At 44.8% G+C, this 18,814-nt stretch carries 15 protein-coding genes; 7 read left to right on the top strand and 8 right to left on the bottom strand.

The window, feature by feature from the left end; genetic code table 11:
- Positions 1-23: 23 nt before the first annotated feature.
- The 4 genes from H6F66_RS16380 to H6F66_RS16365 all read right to left on the bottom strand — a co-directional run bounded on the left by H6F66_RS16380 (position 24) and on the right by H6F66_RS16365 (position 5,701).
- Positions 24-1,220, bottom strand: a complete 1,197-nt coding sequence (locus H6F66_RS16380) for a serine/threonine-protein kinase (RefSeq protein ID WP_190423210.1) — start codon at positions 1,218-1,220, stop codon at positions 24-26.
- An 86-nt stretch (positions 1,221-1,306) separates the two neighbouring features.
- On the bottom strand, positions 1,307-2,647 hold the full coding sequence (locus H6F66_RS16375) for a type IV pilin-like G/H family protein (RefSeq protein ID WP_190423208.1): 1,341 nt from the start codon (positions 2,645-2,647) through the stop codon (positions 1,307-1,309).
- A 98-nt stretch (positions 2,648-2,745) separates the two neighbouring features.
- On the bottom strand, positions 2,746-4,164 hold the full coding sequence (locus tag H6F66_RS16370) for a serine/threonine-protein kinase (RefSeq protein WP_190423206.1): 1,419 nt from the start codon (positions 4,162-4,164) through the stop codon (positions 2,746-2,748).
- A gap of 337 nt (positions 4,165-4,501) precedes the next feature.
- On the bottom strand, positions 4,502-5,701 hold the full coding sequence (locus tag H6F66_RS16365; protein WP_190423204.1) for a phosphoglycerate kinase: 1,200 nt from the start codon (positions 5,699-5,701) through the stop codon (positions 4,502-4,504).
- A 177-nt stretch (positions 5,702-5,878) separates the two neighbouring features.
- On the opposite strand from H6F66_RS16365, the gene H6F66_RS16360 reads away from it, so the two are divergent.
- Both H6F66_RS16360 and ylqF read left to right on the top strand, forming a co-directional pair.
- Positions 5,879-6,289 carry a universal stress protein gene (locus H6F66_RS16360; RefSeq protein ID WP_190423202.1) on the top strand — a complete coding sequence of 137 codons (411 nt, stop codon included), beginning with the start codon at positions 5,879-5,881 and terminating at the stop codon, positions 6,287-6,289.
- 190 nt (positions 6,290-6,479) lie between these two features.
- Positions 6,480-7,349: a ribosome biogenesis GTPase YlqF gene (gene ylqF / locus H6F66_RS16355; protein ID WP_190423200.1), complete on the top strand. Its 870-nt coding sequence runs from the start codon at positions 6,480-6,482 to the stop codon at positions 7,347-7,349.
- 312 nt (positions 7,350-7,661) lie between these two features.
- Here the strand turns inward: ylqF and H6F66_RS16350 are convergent, their stop codons facing one another.
- Positions 7,662-9,107 carry a protein kinase gene (locus H6F66_RS16350; RefSeq protein WP_190423254.1) on the bottom strand — a complete coding sequence of 482 codons (1,446 nt, stop codon included), beginning with the start codon at positions 9,105-9,107 and terminating at the stop codon, positions 7,662-7,664.
- A 351-nt stretch (positions 9,108-9,458) separates the two neighbouring features.
- Between H6F66_RS16350 and H6F66_RS16345 the strand changes: the two genes are divergently transcribed.
- On the top strand, positions 9,459-11,099 hold the full coding sequence (locus tag H6F66_RS16345) for an adenylate/guanylate cyclase domain-containing protein (protein ID WP_190423198.1): 1,641 nt from the start codon (positions 9,459-9,461) through the stop codon (positions 11,097-11,099).
- 93 nt (positions 11,100-11,192) lie between these two features.
- Here the strand turns inward: H6F66_RS16345 and H6F66_RS16340 are convergent, their stop codons facing one another.
- Complete coding sequence (locus tag H6F66_RS16340) at positions 11,193-11,426, bottom strand: hypothetical protein (protein WP_190423196.1); 234 nt, start codon at positions 11,424-11,426, stop codon at positions 11,193-11,195.
- Between H6F66_RS16340 and H6F66_RS16335 the strand changes: the two genes are divergently transcribed.
- The 3 genes from H6F66_RS16335 (at position 11,425) to H6F66_RS16325 (ending at position 14,973) form a co-directional block, all read left to right on the top strand.
- Complete coding sequence (locus H6F66_RS16335; RefSeq protein WP_190423194.1) at positions 11,425-13,038, top strand: adenylate/guanylate cyclase domain-containing protein; 1,614 nt, start codon at positions 11,425-11,427, stop codon at positions 13,036-13,038. The genes H6F66_RS16340 and H6F66_RS16335 overlap by 2 nt on opposite strands.
- Positions 13,039-13,343: 305 nt before the next feature.
- Positions 13,344-14,084, top strand: a complete 741-nt coding sequence (locus H6F66_RS16330; RefSeq protein WP_190423192.1) for a carbonic anhydrase — start codon at positions 13,344-13,346, stop codon at positions 14,082-14,084.
- A gap of 181 nt (positions 14,085-14,265) precedes the next feature.
- Positions 14,266-14,973, top strand: coding sequence for an SDR family oxidoreductase (locus H6F66_RS16325; RefSeq protein ID WP_190423190.1), 708 nt, complete (start codon positions 14,266-14,268; stop codon positions 14,971-14,973).
- A gap of 35 nt (positions 14,974-15,008) precedes the next feature.
- On the opposite strand, the gene H6F66_RS16320 is transcribed toward H6F66_RS16325, so the two are convergent.
- Complete coding sequence (locus tag H6F66_RS16320) at positions 15,009-15,890, bottom strand: ATP-grasp domain-containing protein (RefSeq protein ID WP_206755799.1); 882 nt, start codon at positions 15,888-15,890, stop codon at positions 15,009-15,011.
- Between the two features lie 129 nt (positions 15,891-16,019).
- Between H6F66_RS16320 and H6F66_RS16315 the strand changes: the two genes are divergently transcribed.
- Positions 16,020-16,892 (top strand): MBL fold metallo-hydrolase, encoded by an 873-nt coding sequence (locus H6F66_RS16315; RefSeq protein ID WP_190423186.1) that lies wholly within the window; start codon positions 16,020-16,022, stop codon positions 16,890-16,892.
- 36 nt (positions 16,893-16,928) lie between these two features.
- Here the strand turns inward: H6F66_RS16315 and H6F66_RS16310 are convergent, their stop codons facing one another.
- Positions 16,929-18,617: an NAD-binding protein gene (locus H6F66_RS16310; RefSeq protein ID WP_190423184.1), complete on the bottom strand. Its 1,689-nt coding sequence runs from the start codon at positions 18,615-18,617 to the stop codon at positions 16,929-16,931.
- Between the last annotated feature and the right edge of the window lie 197 nt (positions 18,618-18,814).

Below are 18,814 nucleotides of genomic sequence, written 5' to 3'. Positions count from 1 at the left end.
TTTGCGTTTTACTCGCACCCAGTTTAAATGCCAATGCCAAACAGCAAAGCGCGGATTAAAGCGATATATAACCAAGCCATCGGTACCCCAATAAACAGTCCAGCGATCGCCCAGCCTCTTTGATGCGCTTTGAATTGTTCAATACTGCGCCATTTTCTACTTTTCCACGCCCATTCATTGCCCCTAGAACCGAGAGCGATCGCCATCAACCAACCAACATTTGGTATCAAAGATATAAGTCCAAACCAAACATTATTTGTGAAAGGCCACAGATAAGGCAACAGAAATGCGCCCCAATTCCAACCCTTAATTTCTTCAGGCACCTCCACCGAAGAATCAAATAATCTGCCTTGCCCAGAATTATTATTAAACGGGACTGCTTGCTTTAACGGCTGAATTCCTGTGGTAGTGTTGATTAGAGTGCCTTCTTTCAGCGCTTTTAGAGCTGATTTCGCACTGCTAAACCGTTCCTCTGGGGCTGGTTCTGTCAACTTTTGAATCCAGCTAATCGTTGGGGAACTGATGCTCACCTGCTGCTCAAATTGAATTCGCAAGTTACGAGAAGGCAGATCCGCTGGTGCAGTTCCGGTTAACAAATGAATCAAAGTTGCTCCCAATGAATACAAGTCTGATCCTGGTACAGCCCTACCACCAAACTGTTCCATTGGCGCATAACCATAAGTCCCCACAACGGTAAATGTGGCTCCTTCTTTTGCCGCTTTATCTTGCACAGCGCCAAAATCAACTAAATATATCTTGCCATCTTTACCCCAGATTAAATTACTCGGTTTGATGTCTCGGTGCAGCACCGTTGGACTGAGTTCGTGGAGATAAATCAAAACCTTGAGAACATCAGAGGCAATTTTGCGAACTTCTGTTTCGGTATACTTTTTGCCGGAGTTCAGCAACTCCTTCAGAGAGTCGCCGGGGATGTATTCTTGGACTATAGCAAACCAGAGCGATCGCTCATCCATACAAAAATAATCTCGGTACTGAGGAATCTGGGAATGATTCAACTGTTTAAGTACCTGTGCTTCTCTTTCAAACAGCTTGAGATCGTCCCACTGCACCTCGCCACCAAAAGCTAGGAGTTTGACAACTACCAACTCTTTTTCTTCAGTTTCGATATCCGTCGCTAACCAAGTTTGTCGCCCAGCATTTTGTCCTAGTTTCTGTTTTAGTTTATAGCGTCCTTGTAATACCTGTTCTGCTTGCAGCATTTTTAGTCCTTAGTCATTAGGTATTAGTAATTGGTTTTACAATTACCAATTACCGAATTTCCAGCCTTGTGTGTCTACTAACATTTTCACTTACCTATTTTAGTTGTGCCAACACCACAGGCTGGTTGACCATTTATAATGATTGGATTTGGAATTACGCTTATTCCGGTCGCCTTAGATTCGCACATAATTGCCAAGGTTTTCATTTCACCCTTAGCAGCCCCAACGTCGTTTACAGGTACTAAGAAAGTACCACCAACATAGCTTTTGAGTTTACGATTTCGGGTTATTCCATAGTTAAATGCGGCTTTATCTGGCCCCCAAGTTGAATACTGGTAGTTTTCTGTCTGAGTGCTAATACCAACCCCTAGTTCTGTAACGGAATTAGAAAATTGATTGTTATCCAAAAAATAAGCTTGCTGGGCGAGGTTCATTGCACTAACATATTGTTTCGCTTCAGATTGCTTAGCTTTAGTTGATGAATCCAGCAAATCTGGCATAGCAGTAACACCTAAACCGAGAATTATTAGTGGTATCGAAGCTAAAAACGCTAGACGGCCATAACGAACTGAATTTTCATTTTCTTGAGGATTTGTTTTAATATAACTGGGGGAAGTAGCTGCTACCATTGCCTCAAGTGCTTCCCGTGCTGTAGTGAATCTTTTTTCCGGAGCGGGTTCTATAAGCTTTTCTATCCAGTTGGTAAAACTGGGGTTCAGGTTAACTTTGTCAGCAAATTGAATTCGCATTTGATGCTGCGGTAATTCAGCTGGTGGTGTTCCAGTTAACAAATGAATGAGTGTTGCTCCCAGTGCATACAAATCTGATGCTGGAACTGCACGTCCCCATAGTTGTTCGGGCGGCGCATAGCCACTGGTTCCCACTACTGTAAAGGTTACTCCTTCAGTCTTAGCGCGGTCAGTAACCGCACCAAAATCTACCAGATAAACTTGTCTGTTTTCGCCGAAAATCAAATTACTGGGTTTGATATCGCGGTGCAAAACTGGCGGACTCAATTCGTGCAGATAAATCAGAATCTTCAGCACCTCTGTGGCAATTCTTTGCACCAAACTTTCTGTTAATTTTTTTCGTTCATCTAACATTTGGCGTAAGGATTTACCAGGAATGTAATCTTGAACTAATCCAAACCAAGGTAAACCGCCGCCTGTCTCTTCATCCAATGAAAAATAATCGTGATATTTCGGAATTTTGGGATGGTTGAGATTTTTTAAAACTTGAGCCTCACGTTCAAATAGCTTCAATTCTTCCCATTGCATCTGCGGATTAAAAGCCAGCAATTTAACAATTACTTGTTGGTTGGGTTCTACTGATAAATCTGTTGCTAGCCAAGTTTGTCGCCCCGCATTTTGCCCTAATTGCCGTTCTAGCTGATAACGTCCTTGTAATACCTGTTGTGTTTGCAGCATGATTTATTTGTTAGTTGTAAGTTATCTGTTGCCATTAGAGGCGAAGTATTCGCGTTGCAATTTCGATGAGTCGTAAATTCTTATACGCAACTTTGCCCTTACTTAAGCCAATCTTGTATCTGTTGAGCTAACCAAGTACATTCGTTCTCAGTGAAATTACGCCCCAAGGAATAGTTACAGCTATTAGTTTGAATATTTAGCCGTTTTGAAGCGATTTTATATACCTTTTTAATTTCTGAAGTTTGCCCTTGATGACGAATATAGCAGAAGCCAAAAAGTTTTTTTTCAATTACAAAACTTTCTTGGTCTAAATAAAGGTAATTATCGCCTAGGGAGTTGAGGTTGTTTAAATGCAATTTTGATAACATTTTTGCCAGTTCATATTGTACATTATTTCCTATCCAAATATTTCCAAAGATTAACACTCCAGCCAACATTAAGGAAATCAGAAGAAAAAACTTATAGTAAAATAATGACACAACACCAATGGCTACGAATAAAAGCAGACAACATAGCATAAAAAGTAGCGATAATAGAGACATTATCGAGCCTGCTGCTAGTAGCCATTTTCCTCCAAATCCCAGGACATCTACAAGAAACAATAACCCTCTTCCAGAAATTTTAATTTTTAATTGGGTAGGAGACTTCCACATCTGAATCCGACTGCCAGTTGGCTGACGAACTTTTTGCAGAGGGGTGTTAAGATAGCGTTCTGCTTTCAGGTCTTTTAGGGCAAGTCTGGCTGTGCTATAACGTTGGCTTAAATCGGGTTCGGTGAGGGATTGAATCCAACCAATAAAAGTGGGATTAACGCTTATAAGATGGGAAAATTGAATCTGCAAATTCTTCTGGGGTAAATCTGCTGGAGAAGTGCCAGTTAATAAGTGAATTAAAGTTGCCCCCAGCGCATACAAATCGGATGCTGGTACAGCTTTTCCCCAAAATTGTTCCAGCGGTGCATAGCCAGTAGTTCCGACTACCGTAAAGGTGACACCTTCAGCAGCCGCAGAATCTTGAACTGCGCCGAAATCAACTAGATAAATCTGCTCATCTTCTCCCCAAATCAAGTTACTCGGCTTGATATCGCGGTGCAGTAGCGGCGGACTTAATTCGTGCAGGTAAATTAGTATATTTAAAATATCTGTGGCAATTTGACGTACTTGGTTTTCCGTAAAACGTTTGCCTTGATGCAAAAGTTGTTGTAGAGTTTTCCCCGGAATGTATTCTTGGACTAAGCCAAACCAGCACAAACCAGCGCCGATAGTTTTGTCCAGGGAAAAATAATCTCGATATTTGGGAATTTGGGGATAATTAAGATTTTTTAAAACTTGAGCTTCGCGCTCAAAGAGTTTAAAATCATCCCACTGCATCTGCGGGTTAAAGGCTAGCAGTTTGACAATGACCAATTCTGGCGGCGACACACTGACATCAGTTGCTAGCCAGGTTTGTCGCCCAGCATTGTGTCCTAACTGCTCTTGGAGTTGGTAACGCCCCTGCAATAGTTGTGCTTGCAGCATTTGGAGAAAGGATTCACGACTTGCTGTATCTACTCCAATTTAACTAGCGATCGCGTATAGCGCTACCACTACTTGTCCACCATATTTCCGGGGGACTTTGCAGCTTACTCATAGATTTTCTTGGGGATTTCCCCTGAGTGTAGATTGCTACACTCATTGTTAACTACAGCGATCGCTTCTTCATCTCACTCAACAAATGCGATCGCTATTTTTGAGAACTGACAATATATTCACACAAACATAGAGACGCGAAATTGTGCTTCGCACCGCTTCGCTAACGCGTCTCTACATTAGCCCGCTTTAGGCGGGCTTTGTTTGCTCAAGGCGACTTTAGCCGTTACGCCTCATCCAACGCTGCAATCCCAGGAAGTTCCTTACCTTCCAGCAACTCCAGACTTGCGCCGCCGCCAGTGGAAATGTGGCTCATTTGTTCGCCCAAATTCAACTGTTCCACTGCTGCAACTGAGTCGCCACCGCCGATAATCGTGGTAGCGCCAGTCTTGGTGAGGTCGGCAAGAGTACGCGCGATCGCTTCCGTCCCTTTGGCAAATTGGGGGAACTCAAACACGCCCATCGGCCCATTCCAAATCACCGTCTTGCAATCTGCAAGCGCATCTTGGAACGTCTTCACGGAGTCGGGGCCAATATCCAAGCCCATCCAACCATCGGGAATAGCATCAATGCTGACCGTTTGAGAGTTGGCATCAGCAGCAAAATTATCTGCAAGGATGACATCTGTCGGCAATAGCAATTGAACGCCGCGTTCTTTCGCCTTAGCTTCCAAAGATTTCGCCAATTCCAGCTTATCTTCTTCCACCAACGACTTACCCACATTCAGCCCGCGAGCCTTGTAAAAGGTGAAAATCATGCCGCCGCCCAGGATCAGCTTATCGCACTTATCCAGCAGCGTTTCGATGACACCAATTTTACTGGAAACCTTGGAACCACCGATAATTGCAGCTAGAGGACGCTGGGGACTTTCAATCGCACTTTGCAAATATTGCAATTCCTTCTCAATCAAGTATCCAGCCACAGATGGACTAAGATACTTAGTAACGCCCTCAGTGGAAGCATGAGCGCGGTGAGCGGTGCCAAAGGCATCATTCACATACAAATCGGCATTTGCAGCCAATTTTTTCGCGAATTCCGAGTCGTTTTTCTCCTCCTCTGGGTAGAAGCGGACATTCTCCAGCAGTAGTACGTCGCCATTTTGCATCGCCGCCACCTTAGCTGCGACATCTTCGCCGATGCAGTCATCGCACTTGACGACTTGCTTACCCAGTAACTCTGAGAGGCGATGGGCGACGGGAGTCAGGCGGTATTTGTCATCTACACCCTTTGGACGACCAAAGTGGCTGGAGAGAATCACCTTAGCGCCTTTAGAAGTTAAATCCTGAATTGTTGGCAGAGCTGCCCGAATGCGCGTATCGTCAGTGATGCTGCCATTGTCTAAAGGTACGTTAAAATCCGCCCGTACCAGTACCCGTTTACCGGATAAATCAGATGCCGCTAAATTTGCTACAGTTTTCTTGGACACAGCGTGAACCTCCTAATTGCGTCTTAGTTAAAAATTTCGCCACCAGTAGCGTGTTAATGGTCGTTTGACCTTTTTCCCTCAAAAGCTAGATAAACCAAAGTGCGATCGCAAGTTAAGTTTTTTCTAGCCAGCGCCGTCCACATTTTACAGGAGTAGGGGTTCCTACAGGTGCGTGCCATGTTCAAGACTGTTCTGTTTCCTGTCGATCAAAGTCGAGAAGCCCGCGAAGCGGCTGATGTTGTTGCCAATATTGTGCAAAAGTATGGTAGCCGCTTAGTGTTGCTGTCGGTGGTAGAAGAACCAGAAGTAGAGGAATCGCCTCGTCCAGATGCGATGAACTCACCACAAGCCGTTGCCGAATTGCTTAAAACTGCACAAAATCTATTTGCTGAGTTAGGCATCCAAGCTGAGATCATTGAGCAAACAGGTAAGGTGGCTTTTACAATTTGCGATGTTGCTGATGAAATGGATGCCGATTTAATTGTGATGGGGTGTCGCGGACTCGGTTTGACTGAGGAAGGCGTTTCCGAAAGTGTCACTAACCGGGTGATTAACCTTGCCCCTTGCCCAGTTTTGGTTGTTCCTTAATCAATTTTGGATTTTGAAGCGATTTTTGGGGAGATTGATGAGGGAGTTGAACCATTACTGGTTCTTCCCCCAACCTCCCGTTCTTCTCAAAATATGGCGTGATTTTGCGGGGGCGAAGGAGTTTCTAGGCTTCCGATGATTTTGGATTAAATCTAAAATCTAAAATTTAAAATCTAAAATCTAAAATTCTATGACTACTCCCGATATTAATTGGTATCCCGGACACATTGCCAAAGCTGAAAAGTCTCTCAAAGAACAGCTTAAGCGTGTGGATGTGGTGTTGGAAGTGCGAGACACCCGCATTCCTCTCTCCACGCACCATCCCCAAGTGCCAGAGTGGGTGGGTACCAAGGCGAGGGTGTTGGTACTTAACCGCATGGATATGATTACTCCCTCTGTGCGACAGATGTGGACAGAGTGGTTTAGAGAACGAGGGGAAATGCCATACTTCACTGATGCTCAGCATGGTAAAGGTATAGTAGCAGTGGCAAAGGCGGCGCAAGCAGCTGGGGAACAGATGAATCAACGAAGAAGCGATCGCGGGATGCTTCCTCGCCCAGTCCGCGCCGTTGTGATCGGCTTTCCTAATGTCGGCAAATCAGCTTTAATTAATCGCTTGTTGGGAAAAAGAGTGGTAGAAAGTGCGCGTCGTGCTGGCGTGACTCGTCAACTGCGCTGGATACGCATTTCCGATCAAATTGAACTTTTAGATGCTCCCGGCGTTTTACCTTCCAGGTTAGAAAATCAATCTGCTGCCCTCAAATTAGCTATCTGCGATGATATCGGTGATGCGTCTTATGATAATCAACGAGTGGCAGCTGCTTTAGTAGATTTTCTGAAAAATTTAAACAGCCCAGATGCCGATTTATTTTTGGTAAAGTCTTTAGAGTCTCGCTACGGAATAGATCCAGTACCCCTAACGGGTGAAGAATATATACACGCTGTGGCAAATCACCGTCATAAAGGTGATGTAGAACGCACAGCACGGCAGATATTAAATGATTTTCGCACAGGCTTATTAGGTGCTATTCCCCTAGAGTTGCCGCCAAATACACGCTAGGTAATAGAATTTCACTGCAACAAAAACGTACCACTTTATTATCAAGATTGTTAACCTTGGATGAAGACCACACGCTACTTTGAAGAGCAGGTACTACGCAAACATCTCTACTTCCGGTGGGAGTGGTGCCAGGGGGTGGTAGCTAATCCGTTCAGAACCGAGAGAGATCCAGTTAGATGGACGTATTCGTTTTTGGGGTAGAGTACCAGAATGCAGTAAATCTTCCCAAATTGCTCACCAGTATAGGGTAAAAAAAAGTGCGATCGCTTCGCCTCAGACTTTTTTCTATGCACCCTGAAAAACCCAGTTTTTCTATTTAGAAGGACAAGTATTTTTTGTCCGACCTTTCCAAATCCAACCTGACACGGGAGCATTAATCTCTATCCAGCCACTTTCTTCTTTTCCAGTAACAGATACTTTGGTTCCTGATTTCACAACATCCCCAGTTTTCTTACGCCCATCCAAAGAGCGGACATTTGATGAGCTAGTAACAACAATACAACTTGGTTTTGGTGCAGTTTTAGCTGTTGTTTCAATTTGGTTTTTAGCCGTCGCCGGATTAGGCGATGGGGGACGATTTGCAGAAATTGCACCGATTGTAACTACAAAAATAGCGGTGCCTACCCCGATTAGCAACGGCAATTTCTGGGGGGATTTAGATTGTGAAGTGTCTGGCGCGATCGCTTCCCTCCCCGGAGCAACTGTCACAGTGTTCTGCGTCGGGGGATTACCAGTAGCAATTGTTACTGTGTTCTGCGTCGGGGGGATGGCTGGCTGGGGCGTAGATACAGGGGCAGTTGCGTCATCTGACAAGGTGTGGGGCTTCGTCTCGGCGGAGAACCTACGCAATGCCTCTTTAGCAGACTCAGAGCCATCTTTGAAGTAGCCGCGCACCTTCTGGCTGAAGACTGCGGCCAAAGCCCCCGGAGTGGAGGGATTGGTCAATGAGGTGAGTGCTTGCAGCGCCTCAGTTGCTGATTGGTAGCGGTATTTGAAGTAGTGGCGCACCATCTTGTCTAGAACATCTGCCAAAGAGTCGCTGACTTGAGCCTGATGTCGCCAGAGAATTTCCCCAGTCTCAGGATCTTCTGATAATTGTCTGGGATTTAACCCAGTTAATGCTTGGATGCCGATGGTGCCGAGAGCATAAATATCGCTACTGGGGCGGGGTCTGCCTTGTCCCTGTTCGCTGGGCATATAGCCTGGGGTGCCAATTGCTACAGTCTCGTTTACACCTTCAGGCGCAAGGACTGACTGCATCTGCACTTGCTTAACAGCACCAAAGTCAACCAAAACTAACTTGTTGTCTGAGGAACGGCGGATTAAATTATCCGGCTTGATATCCCGATGGATCACCCCGTTACCGTGGACAAATTCTAGAATAGGTAAAACTTCAGCCAGCAGTTGTATCGCCTGAGTTTCGCTCCACCGCTGACCCGGTGGAAGTTCTACACTTAGAGTATGTCCGTCGATAAACTCTTGTACCAGATAAAACTCTTGGTTTTCCTCAAAGTAAGCTAACAGCCGGGGAATTTGGTCATGATTTCCTAACTTTTCTAGGGTTTCCGCTTCGCTATTAAACAAGCGTCTAGCTGTTTGCAAAAATTCCGGGTTGCTAATAGCGGGTTTAAGGTGTTTGACGACACAGGTGGGGTTTCCTGGTCGGCGAGTGTCTTGGGCGATGTATGTATGACCAAATCCGCCTTGACCTAGCACTTGAACCACCTGATAACGCTGGTCTAGTAAAGTGCCTATCATTGTTTCGCTGCTGGGAGGTAAACCGTTTGACATAATAGATTTTTTTCCAAAAATAAGTAGTGTCTTCCGGATTTTTAACAAAATCGATTTCTGCTGTCATTCGCTGGTTTATTTCCAGTGTCTTTTGCGGTTGTATAGCTACAACCTCGACCCGGTATGGGAAACTAGCCATACTATGATACTGTTGTTCTAGGGATGAGGGGTCATACCCCTCAATCTTTCATAGAAAGGGCGCGATCGCATTGGATCTAATAATGTTTTGTGCATCTAAATTGCATAAATTTATACTTAGACTACGGGCTGGGGAATTGTGCCTCCTTTGTTGGCTTTGCTTCAAAAAGGTATTAAGTCATGGCTGAACTTAAACTACGCCTAAAAGAAGAAGATACGGAAAGAACGGTTACGGTAAATCAGGATGAATTTACTATCGGGCGTTTGCCAGAATGTGACTTGTGCTTGCCTTTTGGGGGAATTTCTCGCTACCATGTCCAATTTTTGAAGACAGCGACCGGAGACTGGACAATTGAGGATATGGGTAGCAAAAACGGGACACGATTGAACGAACGTCCTGTAACCTCGCCTCAACAGATAAATGACGGTGACGTTATTTGGCTGGGAGATGTTGGTGTAGTTGTTGTTTTAACTGCTCCTATAAAACCCGATTTGCTAGAGGTACCGCCTGAAGGTACTACTATCCTTCGCAATGTCAAAGAACTGCAACAGCAATGGATACAAGCCGATGGAGCGAAAGATTCCAGCGATAATAAGGAGAAAGCGATCGCTCGCCTGAAAGATTTGGTAGATATCGCTAAGGCTCTCAGTGCTGCTGAATCAATAGAAGCCATTTTTGAACAGGTGCAGGAAGTTGTTTTCCGCAGCCTCAAAAGTATTGAACGCTTAGCATTGTTAGTTGATGTCAACGGTTTAGGTAAACTTGAATTGCTCAATGCCGCAACCAGAGATGTCTCTCAAAATCTCACCGAGTCGGGTAGTTGGATTAGCCGCAGCATTTGTCAAAAAGTATTTGATGAAAAAGTAGCAATTCAAACCGCTGATGCTCAGATGGATAAACGGTTTGAAGGCGAACAAAGTATTTTCGTCAAAGGCATCAAGAGCGCGATCGCTGTCCCTCTCTGGGATGAAAATAAAGTAGTCGGCGTACTTTATGCCGATGCTCAACTTCCTTCCAGCCATTGGACTAAAGGCGGAGAAGAAGACCTCAGCTTTTTTTCAGCCTTAGCCAATCTCGTCGCATCAGCTGTACAACGCTGGCTCTTAACACTCAAACTCAGAAACGAAGAAACAATTAGAAATAGACTAGAGCGCTATCACTCCCCTTCGGTTGTGCAGCACATTATGGCCCAAGGGGCATTAGAAGATGGTCGTTTGGTTCCCGCCGAAGTTGATATCAGCATTCTCTTCGCTGATATTGTCGGCTTTACTGCACTTTCGGAAAGATTGCGTCCAGCACAAATTGCCCACTTGCTAAATGCTTTCTTCGAGGAAATGTTACAAGAAGTTTTTGCCGTTGGAGGAACGCTGGATAAATATATTGGAGATTGCATTATGGCATTCTTTGGCGCTCCGGAACCGCAACTTGATCATGCTGACAAGGCTGTTGCTGCGGCTATGGGAATGCTGACTCGTCTAGAAAATCTCAATGCGAATCAAGTATTGGCAGAACCGCTGCAAATCAGGATTGCTATCAACAGCGGTAGGGCAGTAATTGGAGATGTCGGCAGTTCTCAAAGGGTAGATTATACTGCGTTAGGAGCAACAATTAATCTTGCCTCTCGCATGGAAGGAATTTGTCCTCCCGGTGGATGTGTTGTCAGCGAAGCTACCTATTCAATGCTGACGCGAACCCCCCAAAAGGGCCTTCCCTTGGGGACGCAAGGCTTGGGGGAGATGGGAGAGTACCGTTTCAAAGGCATTGACCGCCCAATAAAGGTTTATCAGACCAAGAGGGATGGTACCAAACCAGTTTCTTGATGGTAGACGCAGATCCAACAAAGCCCCTTTAATCAGGGGGAGCTGCGTGTAGTATCAAAAGAAAAATGGGACAAAGCGATCGCTTGCTCTCTCCTAATGCCAAAGGTGCGATTTTTCTAGCGTCACCACCAATTTCAACATTGCTAATCGTCGGTAGAAGGATTTTCTCAAGGTTAAGATGGTTGCAGCGATGCGCTCAAAAGCACTACTGCTTACGCTATCGCTGGGGAAATGCCATTGCTTTTGTCGGTGCGCTATTTGAATATTGCTTTGCAAGAGATTTTTAGCACCTCTTGTTCGCTGTGGTGCAAGGAGGTTTGAAGTCATGGCTGAACTAAAGCTGCGCCAACAAATTGAAGGCAAGACCGAAAGCTACATCACAGTAGAAAAAGAGGAATTTACTATTGGGCGGTTGCCAGAATGCGATTTGTACTTACCATACTTTGAGATTTCTCGCTACCATGCCCGCTTGGTGAAAGCACCGGATCGGGGGTGGCTGATTGAGGATATGCACAGCACCAACGGTACCCGGTTAAATGAACGTCTTTTGACCTCCCCTCAAAAAGTAAATCACGGCGATGTTATTCAGCTAGGGCATATTTGCCTAAATGTTATTTTCGCCGATCCTCCTCAACCGCAGAAGCCAGTAACATATCCGCTGGCTGATGAGGCAATGACTATCTTTCGCAGTGCCGAAGAACTGCAACAGCAGTGGATACAGGCTGATGATAATGGCGATCGCTCCTCAAACCACCAAAAAGCAATCGATCGTCTCAAAGACATGGTGGATATAGCTAAAAGTCTAAATTCTGCTGAATCTATAGAAGCGATTTTTGCTCAGGTGCAGGAAATCGTTTTTCGCAATTTAAAAAGTATCGAACGTTTGGCACTATTAGTTGATATTAATGATTCCGGCAAACTTGAATTACTTGATGCAGCCGCCAGAGATATCTCTCAACAGGAAAATATAACAGCCGATGACAGTTGGATTAGCCGCACCATCTGTCAAAAAGTATTTACTGATAAATTAGCCGTAAAAACCGCTGATGCTCAAAGGGATGAACGCTTTGTAGGCGAACAAAGTATTTTAGCCAAAGGCATTCGTAGTGCCTTAGCTGTTCCTCTCTGGGATGAACATCATGTGGTAGGCGTTCTTTATGGCGATGCCAATCTTTCTTTTAACCATTATGCTAAAGGCGGAGAAGAAGACCTCAGCTTTTTTTCAGCTTTAGCCAATCTAGTAGCATCAGCTGTGCAACGTTGGTTATTAACACAGAAACTCAGAAGCGAAGCAAATATTCGCCACAGACTAGAACGCTATCACTCGCCTTCAGTTGTGCAACACATCATGACACAAGGGGCATTAGAAGACGGTCGTCTGGTTCCCTCAGAAGGTGAAATTAGCATTCTCTTTGCTGATATTGTTGGCTTTACTGCCCTTTCGGAAAAGTTAACTCCCACACAAATTGCCCATTTGCTTAATAACTTCTTCGAGGAAATGTTGCAAGAAATTTTTCATGCTGGAGGGACGTTAGATAAATTTATTGGCGATTGCATTATGGCATTTTTTGGCGCTCCCGAACCGCAGCCAGATCATGCCGAGAGAGCTGTAGCCTCCGCCTGGGGAATGCTGGAGCGTTTAGATCGTCTCAATGCTTGTCGCTTCTTTCCAGAACCCCTGCAATTGCGGATTGCCATCAATAGCGGTAAAGCCGTAGTTGGAGATGTTGGAAGCTCTCAGAGGGTAGATTATACCGTGTTAGGAACAACGATTAATCTTGCTTCTCGTATGGAAGGAATCTGTCCGCCTGGTGAATTTGTTATCAGTGAAAAAACCTATTCAATGCTGAAGCGAACAAAAGGCTTGTCCGCAATGGGAGAGTTTCGTTTCAAAGGCATTGACCGGCCCATACAAGTTTATCAAACCAAGAGGCATTAATCGGGGCTATTGAGCTGATTTTTTGGCGGTACCAAGTAATTAAAAATTAAAAATTGTAAAACTCAATTGTTACTTTTACCTTTGGGTGCTTATAGCTATCTGTAAATTAAATGTATGACAGCTTAATGAATGCGATCGCGATCTTTGGATGCGGCACGCAGCCACATTCTTCGCGCCGAGGCACTATACATTATCCTCTATTTCTGTTCCACTAAAAAAAAAAATTTTTCTATCCAAAAATATACTTCAATGAGATACACATCCATTTTTGGGATCGGGAAATAACGTTTTCTTGAGGTATTAGAATGAGTCGAATTGATGGGTTTGTGGGACGGCGCGATTTATTGAAACTGGTAGGTGCGGGAGGAGCTGGTCTTGCTGCTACTGCTGCTGGCGGTGTCCTCTGGACTGCACAGGAAGCGATCTCTCCACAAGCTGCTGCTGCTGAATATCAAAGCAATCCTCAACCAGTTAGTCCTGAGGAAGCTTTAAAAAGGTTGGTGGAGGGGAACAAACGGTTTGTGCAGCAAAGGCGTCAAAACCCCAACCAATCAATAGCACGTTTGCAATTAGTTGCTAAAGGCCAGTATCCGTTTGCAGCCATGCTTAGCTGTGCTGATTCACGAGTTCCTTCAGAAATTGTGTTTGATCAAGGGCTTGGGGATTTGTTTGTTGTTCGCCTAGCTGGAAATGTCGTAAGTCCGACATCTTTAGGTAGCCTAGAATTCGCTACAGCGGTATTAGGCGCTCAGCTGATCGTGGTAATGGGACATGAAAGATGCGGTGCAGTAGCGGCCGCGGTCAAAGGCGATCCACTCCCTGGTAGAATTGGCACTTTTGTTGAGGACATCAAACCAGCCTTAGCAAAGGTAAAAGGCAAATCGGGCGATCCAGTTGAGAATGCAGTCGTAGCCAATGTTCAATATCAAGTTGAATTGTTGCAGGAAACTTCTGTGATGCTGGCTCAACTGATCCAAGAAGGCAAACTAAAAATTGTCGGCTGTCGTTACGATCTAGATGCTGGAGAAATAACTATTGTTACTTAATAAACTTTTCTAGATGCGTAGGGTGCGTAAGCGTAACGCACCCGTCTCCCCAGTTAGAGCGTAGGTTGGTACTAATCGCCCAACCTACCATTTCAAGCATTTATTAGGTTTTGCTTAGTCGCACGGGCCCAACCTAAAAATATTTTTAACTAAAATTATAAATGTAAGCCAGGGAATAAAAATGAAAAAAATAGCAATTGTCACAGGTGCCAATCGGGGACTCGGTTTTGAAACTTGCCGACAACTGGCTTCAAAAGATATCCAAGTTGTTCTTACTAGTCGTGACGAAACTAAAGGCAAAGCAGCGGTTGAAAAGCTGCAAGCTGAGGGATTGGATGTTGTTTATCATCCGCTTGATGTCACTAATGCAGAAAGTATCGAGCATTTGGCGCAGTTTATTCGCAATGAGTTTGGGAAACTGGATATTTTGGTAAACAATGCGGGAATAGCTAGAGATTTTACGGATGCCGAAAACAGCATATTTAATACCAAAATTGATACTTTACAGGAAACAATCGAGACAAATTTATACGGGCCATTGCTGCTGTCTCAGGCTTTAATTCCCCTGATGAAAAAGCATAATTATGGACGAGTTGTTAATGTATCATCGGGTGCGGGACAATTGTCGGAGATGAACACAGGATACCCTGCATATCGAATTTCCAAAACTGCCCTGAACGCACTAACGCGGCTTTTTGCAAATGAGTTGAAAGACACAAATATTTTAGTAAATGCCGTGTGTCCAGGCTGGGTGAAAACTGATATGGGCGGCTCGAATGCTCCGAGAACTTTAGAGCAAGGCGTTGATACAATTGTCTGGCTGGCTACGTTACCTGATGATGGTGCGACAAGTGGTTTTTGGCGTGATCGCCAACCCATACCTTGGTAAGCTCAGTAGGGTAGCAATGTCTACCTTACTACTCGTCATCCTTCTAATGTGATGTCTTTTAACTTATTCCAAAGCTCAATTACAGGAATTTGACTAAAACCTGCAAATTGGGCATCTGCTGTCTCTATTACAATCCACTCTCCACTTTCTAATTGCCCAATATCGATGGCTACATAAGGCACATTGAGACGTTCAGATGCCAAAACTGCTAAATTTAAGACTGCGTTTTCTTCTTCTAGCGATAACTTGCTCAAATCATCGCGTCCTTCCCAATAGTAGCCATATTTTAGGACGCGGTGATTATAAATAAAAACTCTAAATTCTCTGCCCATAGGTAAGCCATTTGGCGCTAGGCGGTTGTGTCGCAAGTTTACTAACTTCCTAACAATAACTCTGCCTCTTGAGCAATATTTAAGTGTTAACAAATACTTGGAAATCCTGACGAAATCTTCATAATTATTTGCTACACAAGACTCCCAACCTAGCCTTTTTGCAGACTGGATTGCCCCTTTGATAAATACAGGAAATCCCAATAAATCGCCAGCTTTGGCACATTCATTAATCGAGTGTATGACAATACTTTCCGGAGTTAACCCTTTTAATAAGGGATAAAATAAATCAAATTCTAGAGCTGTCTGGTGTTGCCAGGGAGTATTAAGCAATTTTATTCCTTTAGCTGTTGCAGCGTTGTAGATAGCTTTATAACGATAAAGTTCAGGAATATATCCCACCCAAATCCCAGCAGCATATTGGGGATATTTAGGAATGTGGTATAAAGCATTTTCTGCTGTGCCGCATCGTTCAAAATCTTGCGGTATGTAATAAAGTTGGCATCCTAATAATAGAGCTGTCTCAGTTACTATTTTTAGGTCTCTGCTGCTGGCAGATGGCTTTATTTGTTCTGATGATTCGCTCAAAACAATCATCGCTCTGACACCGAAAAGGTTTGTGTAAGATAGGAAATAGAGGGAGACGCGATCGCTTAGTGTCTCTACAAGAGTGGGGAGTAAAGTAGAAAGTCTATTGCGGCACCGTTAGGTATAATTATGGCTCATTTAACTCAAAGCCGTCCCCAAAATGTGAACGGCGATTTTTACGTCGATAGCACTTGTATTGATTGCGATACGTGCCGCTGGATGGTTCCAGAAGTATTTTCTCGCATTGATGAGCAGTCAGCGGTTTATCATCAGCCAGAAAATGAGGCAGAAAGATTGCGTAGTCTCCAAGCTCTCCTCGCTTGTCCTACCGCTTCCATCGGTACAATCGAGAAGCCAAAGGATATCAAAGAAGCGCAGCAGAGTTTTCCAATTTTAGTCGCAGAAAATGTCTACCATTGCGGCTATCATTCGGAAGATTCCTATGGTGCGGCAAGTTACTTGATTTTGCTGCCAGAAGGTAATGTTTTAGTTGATTCTCCCCGGTTTACGCCACCTTTAGTTAAGCGGTTAGAGGAGATGGGGGGAATTCGTTATATGTACCTGACCCACAGAGATGATGTGGCGGATCATAAAAAGTATAGAGAGCATTTTGGGTGTCAGCGCATTCTCCACACCGACGATATCACTTCTGGTACTCGTGATGTGGAAATTCAGCTAACTGGTACCGAGCCTTATCAGCTGACACCGGATCTATTGATTATCCCAGTTCCCGGTCACAGCAAAGGTCACACAGTTTTGCTGTACAAGAATAAATTCTTGTACACCGGAGATCATCTCGCTTGGTCTTCCCGACTCAATCAGCTGATTGCTTTCCGGGATGTGTGTTGGTACTCTTGGCAAGAACAGATTAAATCGATGCGAAAACTGGCGAACTACTCCTTCGAGTGGGTGTTACCTGGTCATGGACGCAGATATCATGCGGACGCAAAGACAATGCACCAGCAGATGCAGCAGTGTATTGCTTGGATGGAAGCAAATTGAAAGTTTTGATTTAATTACCAATTACCAATTACCAAATTACGTGGCTATAAGTTGAGAGGGTGTCACGCGCCACAACTGCTCTAACCGATTTGCTGGCATAGTCAAATATAAAATATCACCAGCACCGAGTCCAGTTTCCAAAACATTCCAGCCGTGGATGGTTTGGCAGTTGGTTTCGATGTACAAAGGCACGAAATCTGCATCCATTGCGGACTCTTTAACGCGCTTACCACAAAAGGGATGTCCGGGTGTAATCATCGTGGCTAAGGCAACCCAAAGACTATCGCCAGTCATGCCATTGCCTAAAACTCGCCCTCCCAAAGCCGCCGCCGCGAAGGAAGGCGCTGCTAATTCTGTCGGACTCAGCACAGCCTCAAATTCAAACACTTGTTGCGCTTGGGTAGCAAACTGCGGGTCTTGAGTACGCACGACAACTTGCAACTTGGGAGCAATGCCTTTGGCGCTTAAGGCAATTTCTAAATTTGCCATGTCGTCGCTGGTGACGGCTAACAGGGCATTTGCTTTGTGGATATTGGCAGCACCCAGGGTGGCAGATAAGCTGGCATCTCCATGAACTACTGGTACTCCCAAGGCGCGGACGGTGTTGAGAAATCGATTGTCGGAGTCGCGTTCGATTACGACAACCTCATGTCCGTGGGTATGGAGTTGTTGGGCTATTTTTACACCAATGCCGCCGAGTCCGCAGACGATGTAATGATTTTTCTGGGGAACTCGTGCGCCATCCCAAAATTGTTTGAAACGGCTTCCTAGGACAAAATCGTTGAGAAGGGCATAGCAAATCCCAATTACACCAGCGCCCACTAGCATCATTATGGCTGTGAAGACTTTTATGCTGTCGGGAGCATTTTCTGCTACTTTCTCTTGTCCACCTGCGCCAGTAATCATACCGACGGAGAAATAAAGGGAATCAACAACAGAATGGTGTCGCTCGAAACAGATGAAGGTAAGGGTGGCGATGAAAATTGTGATTAGTAGGACGAGAGTCATCATTAAAACTGGCTGAGCGTGTTGCTGAAACTGTCGCAGGTTGGTAAAGACTTTGAGCAGTTTTGGCAGCGCCAGTTTGCGTTCTCTAGCGACGTTGGGCTGGGTGCCAACGATTAAGCGATCGCCTACTTCTAATTCTTGCCCATACACTACCGCAGAAACCAGATCCATCTGACTATTTACTGGCAAATAGTAGATTAGCATCCGGGCGCGATCCTCCCATAAATCGCTCAATCGGCGACCTAGCCAAGGGTGATTTTCATGAATATACTCTTCGTGGATTGGCCAAGTTTGGTTAAACAGCCGCAACTGTCCAATCGCTAGATTTCCCAAGGCGGCAAAGGCAAAGACGGGCGCAGCAAGGGCAGCAACGCTCATGGTGACGTGTTCGGGGAGCGTATGGTCTAAGCGATCGCCCAAGCTAGTATTAAACAATCTATTGATAATCCGAATCTTCGGATTGAGAATTCTTGCTTGGGTGAGGATTGCTAAATTCAGCGCCTCGTCTTCCCCAGATAGCACTAATGTGTGTGCTTCCTGAATCCCGGCTGCTTTTAAAGTAGAAGCTGCTCGTAATTCTCCAATTACGACATCATATTCTTCACCAGGTAAAGGCGCGGCATTGATGCCCACGACGCTTGCACCTTGCTGTCTTAGTAAACAAAATATTTTATACCCAGTAGAACCCAAGCCACAGACGATGATTCGAGGTTTCATCAACCAGATCGCTGCCTTCTAATCGTGCAACTGCATATTGTGACTTACTACGGCTGTTGAGGACTGTAGCTGAATACACCGCCTTATAGAACCCATTTGACATCTAAGTTTGATATCTAAGAAGGTGCTGCAAGCCTCTTAATCATCAAGCGAATAAAACAAAGATTAACCTTGGCAGTCGCATTAGTTAAAGTTCT

The sequence above is a fragment of the Trichocoleus sp. FACHB-6 genome, from assembly GCF_014695815.1.
Lineage (GTDB): Bacteria > Cyanobacteriota > Cyanobacteriia > Cyanobacteriales > FACHB-T130 > Funiculus > Funiculus sociatus.
This window is presented reverse-complemented; position numbering and strand designations above follow the sequence as displayed.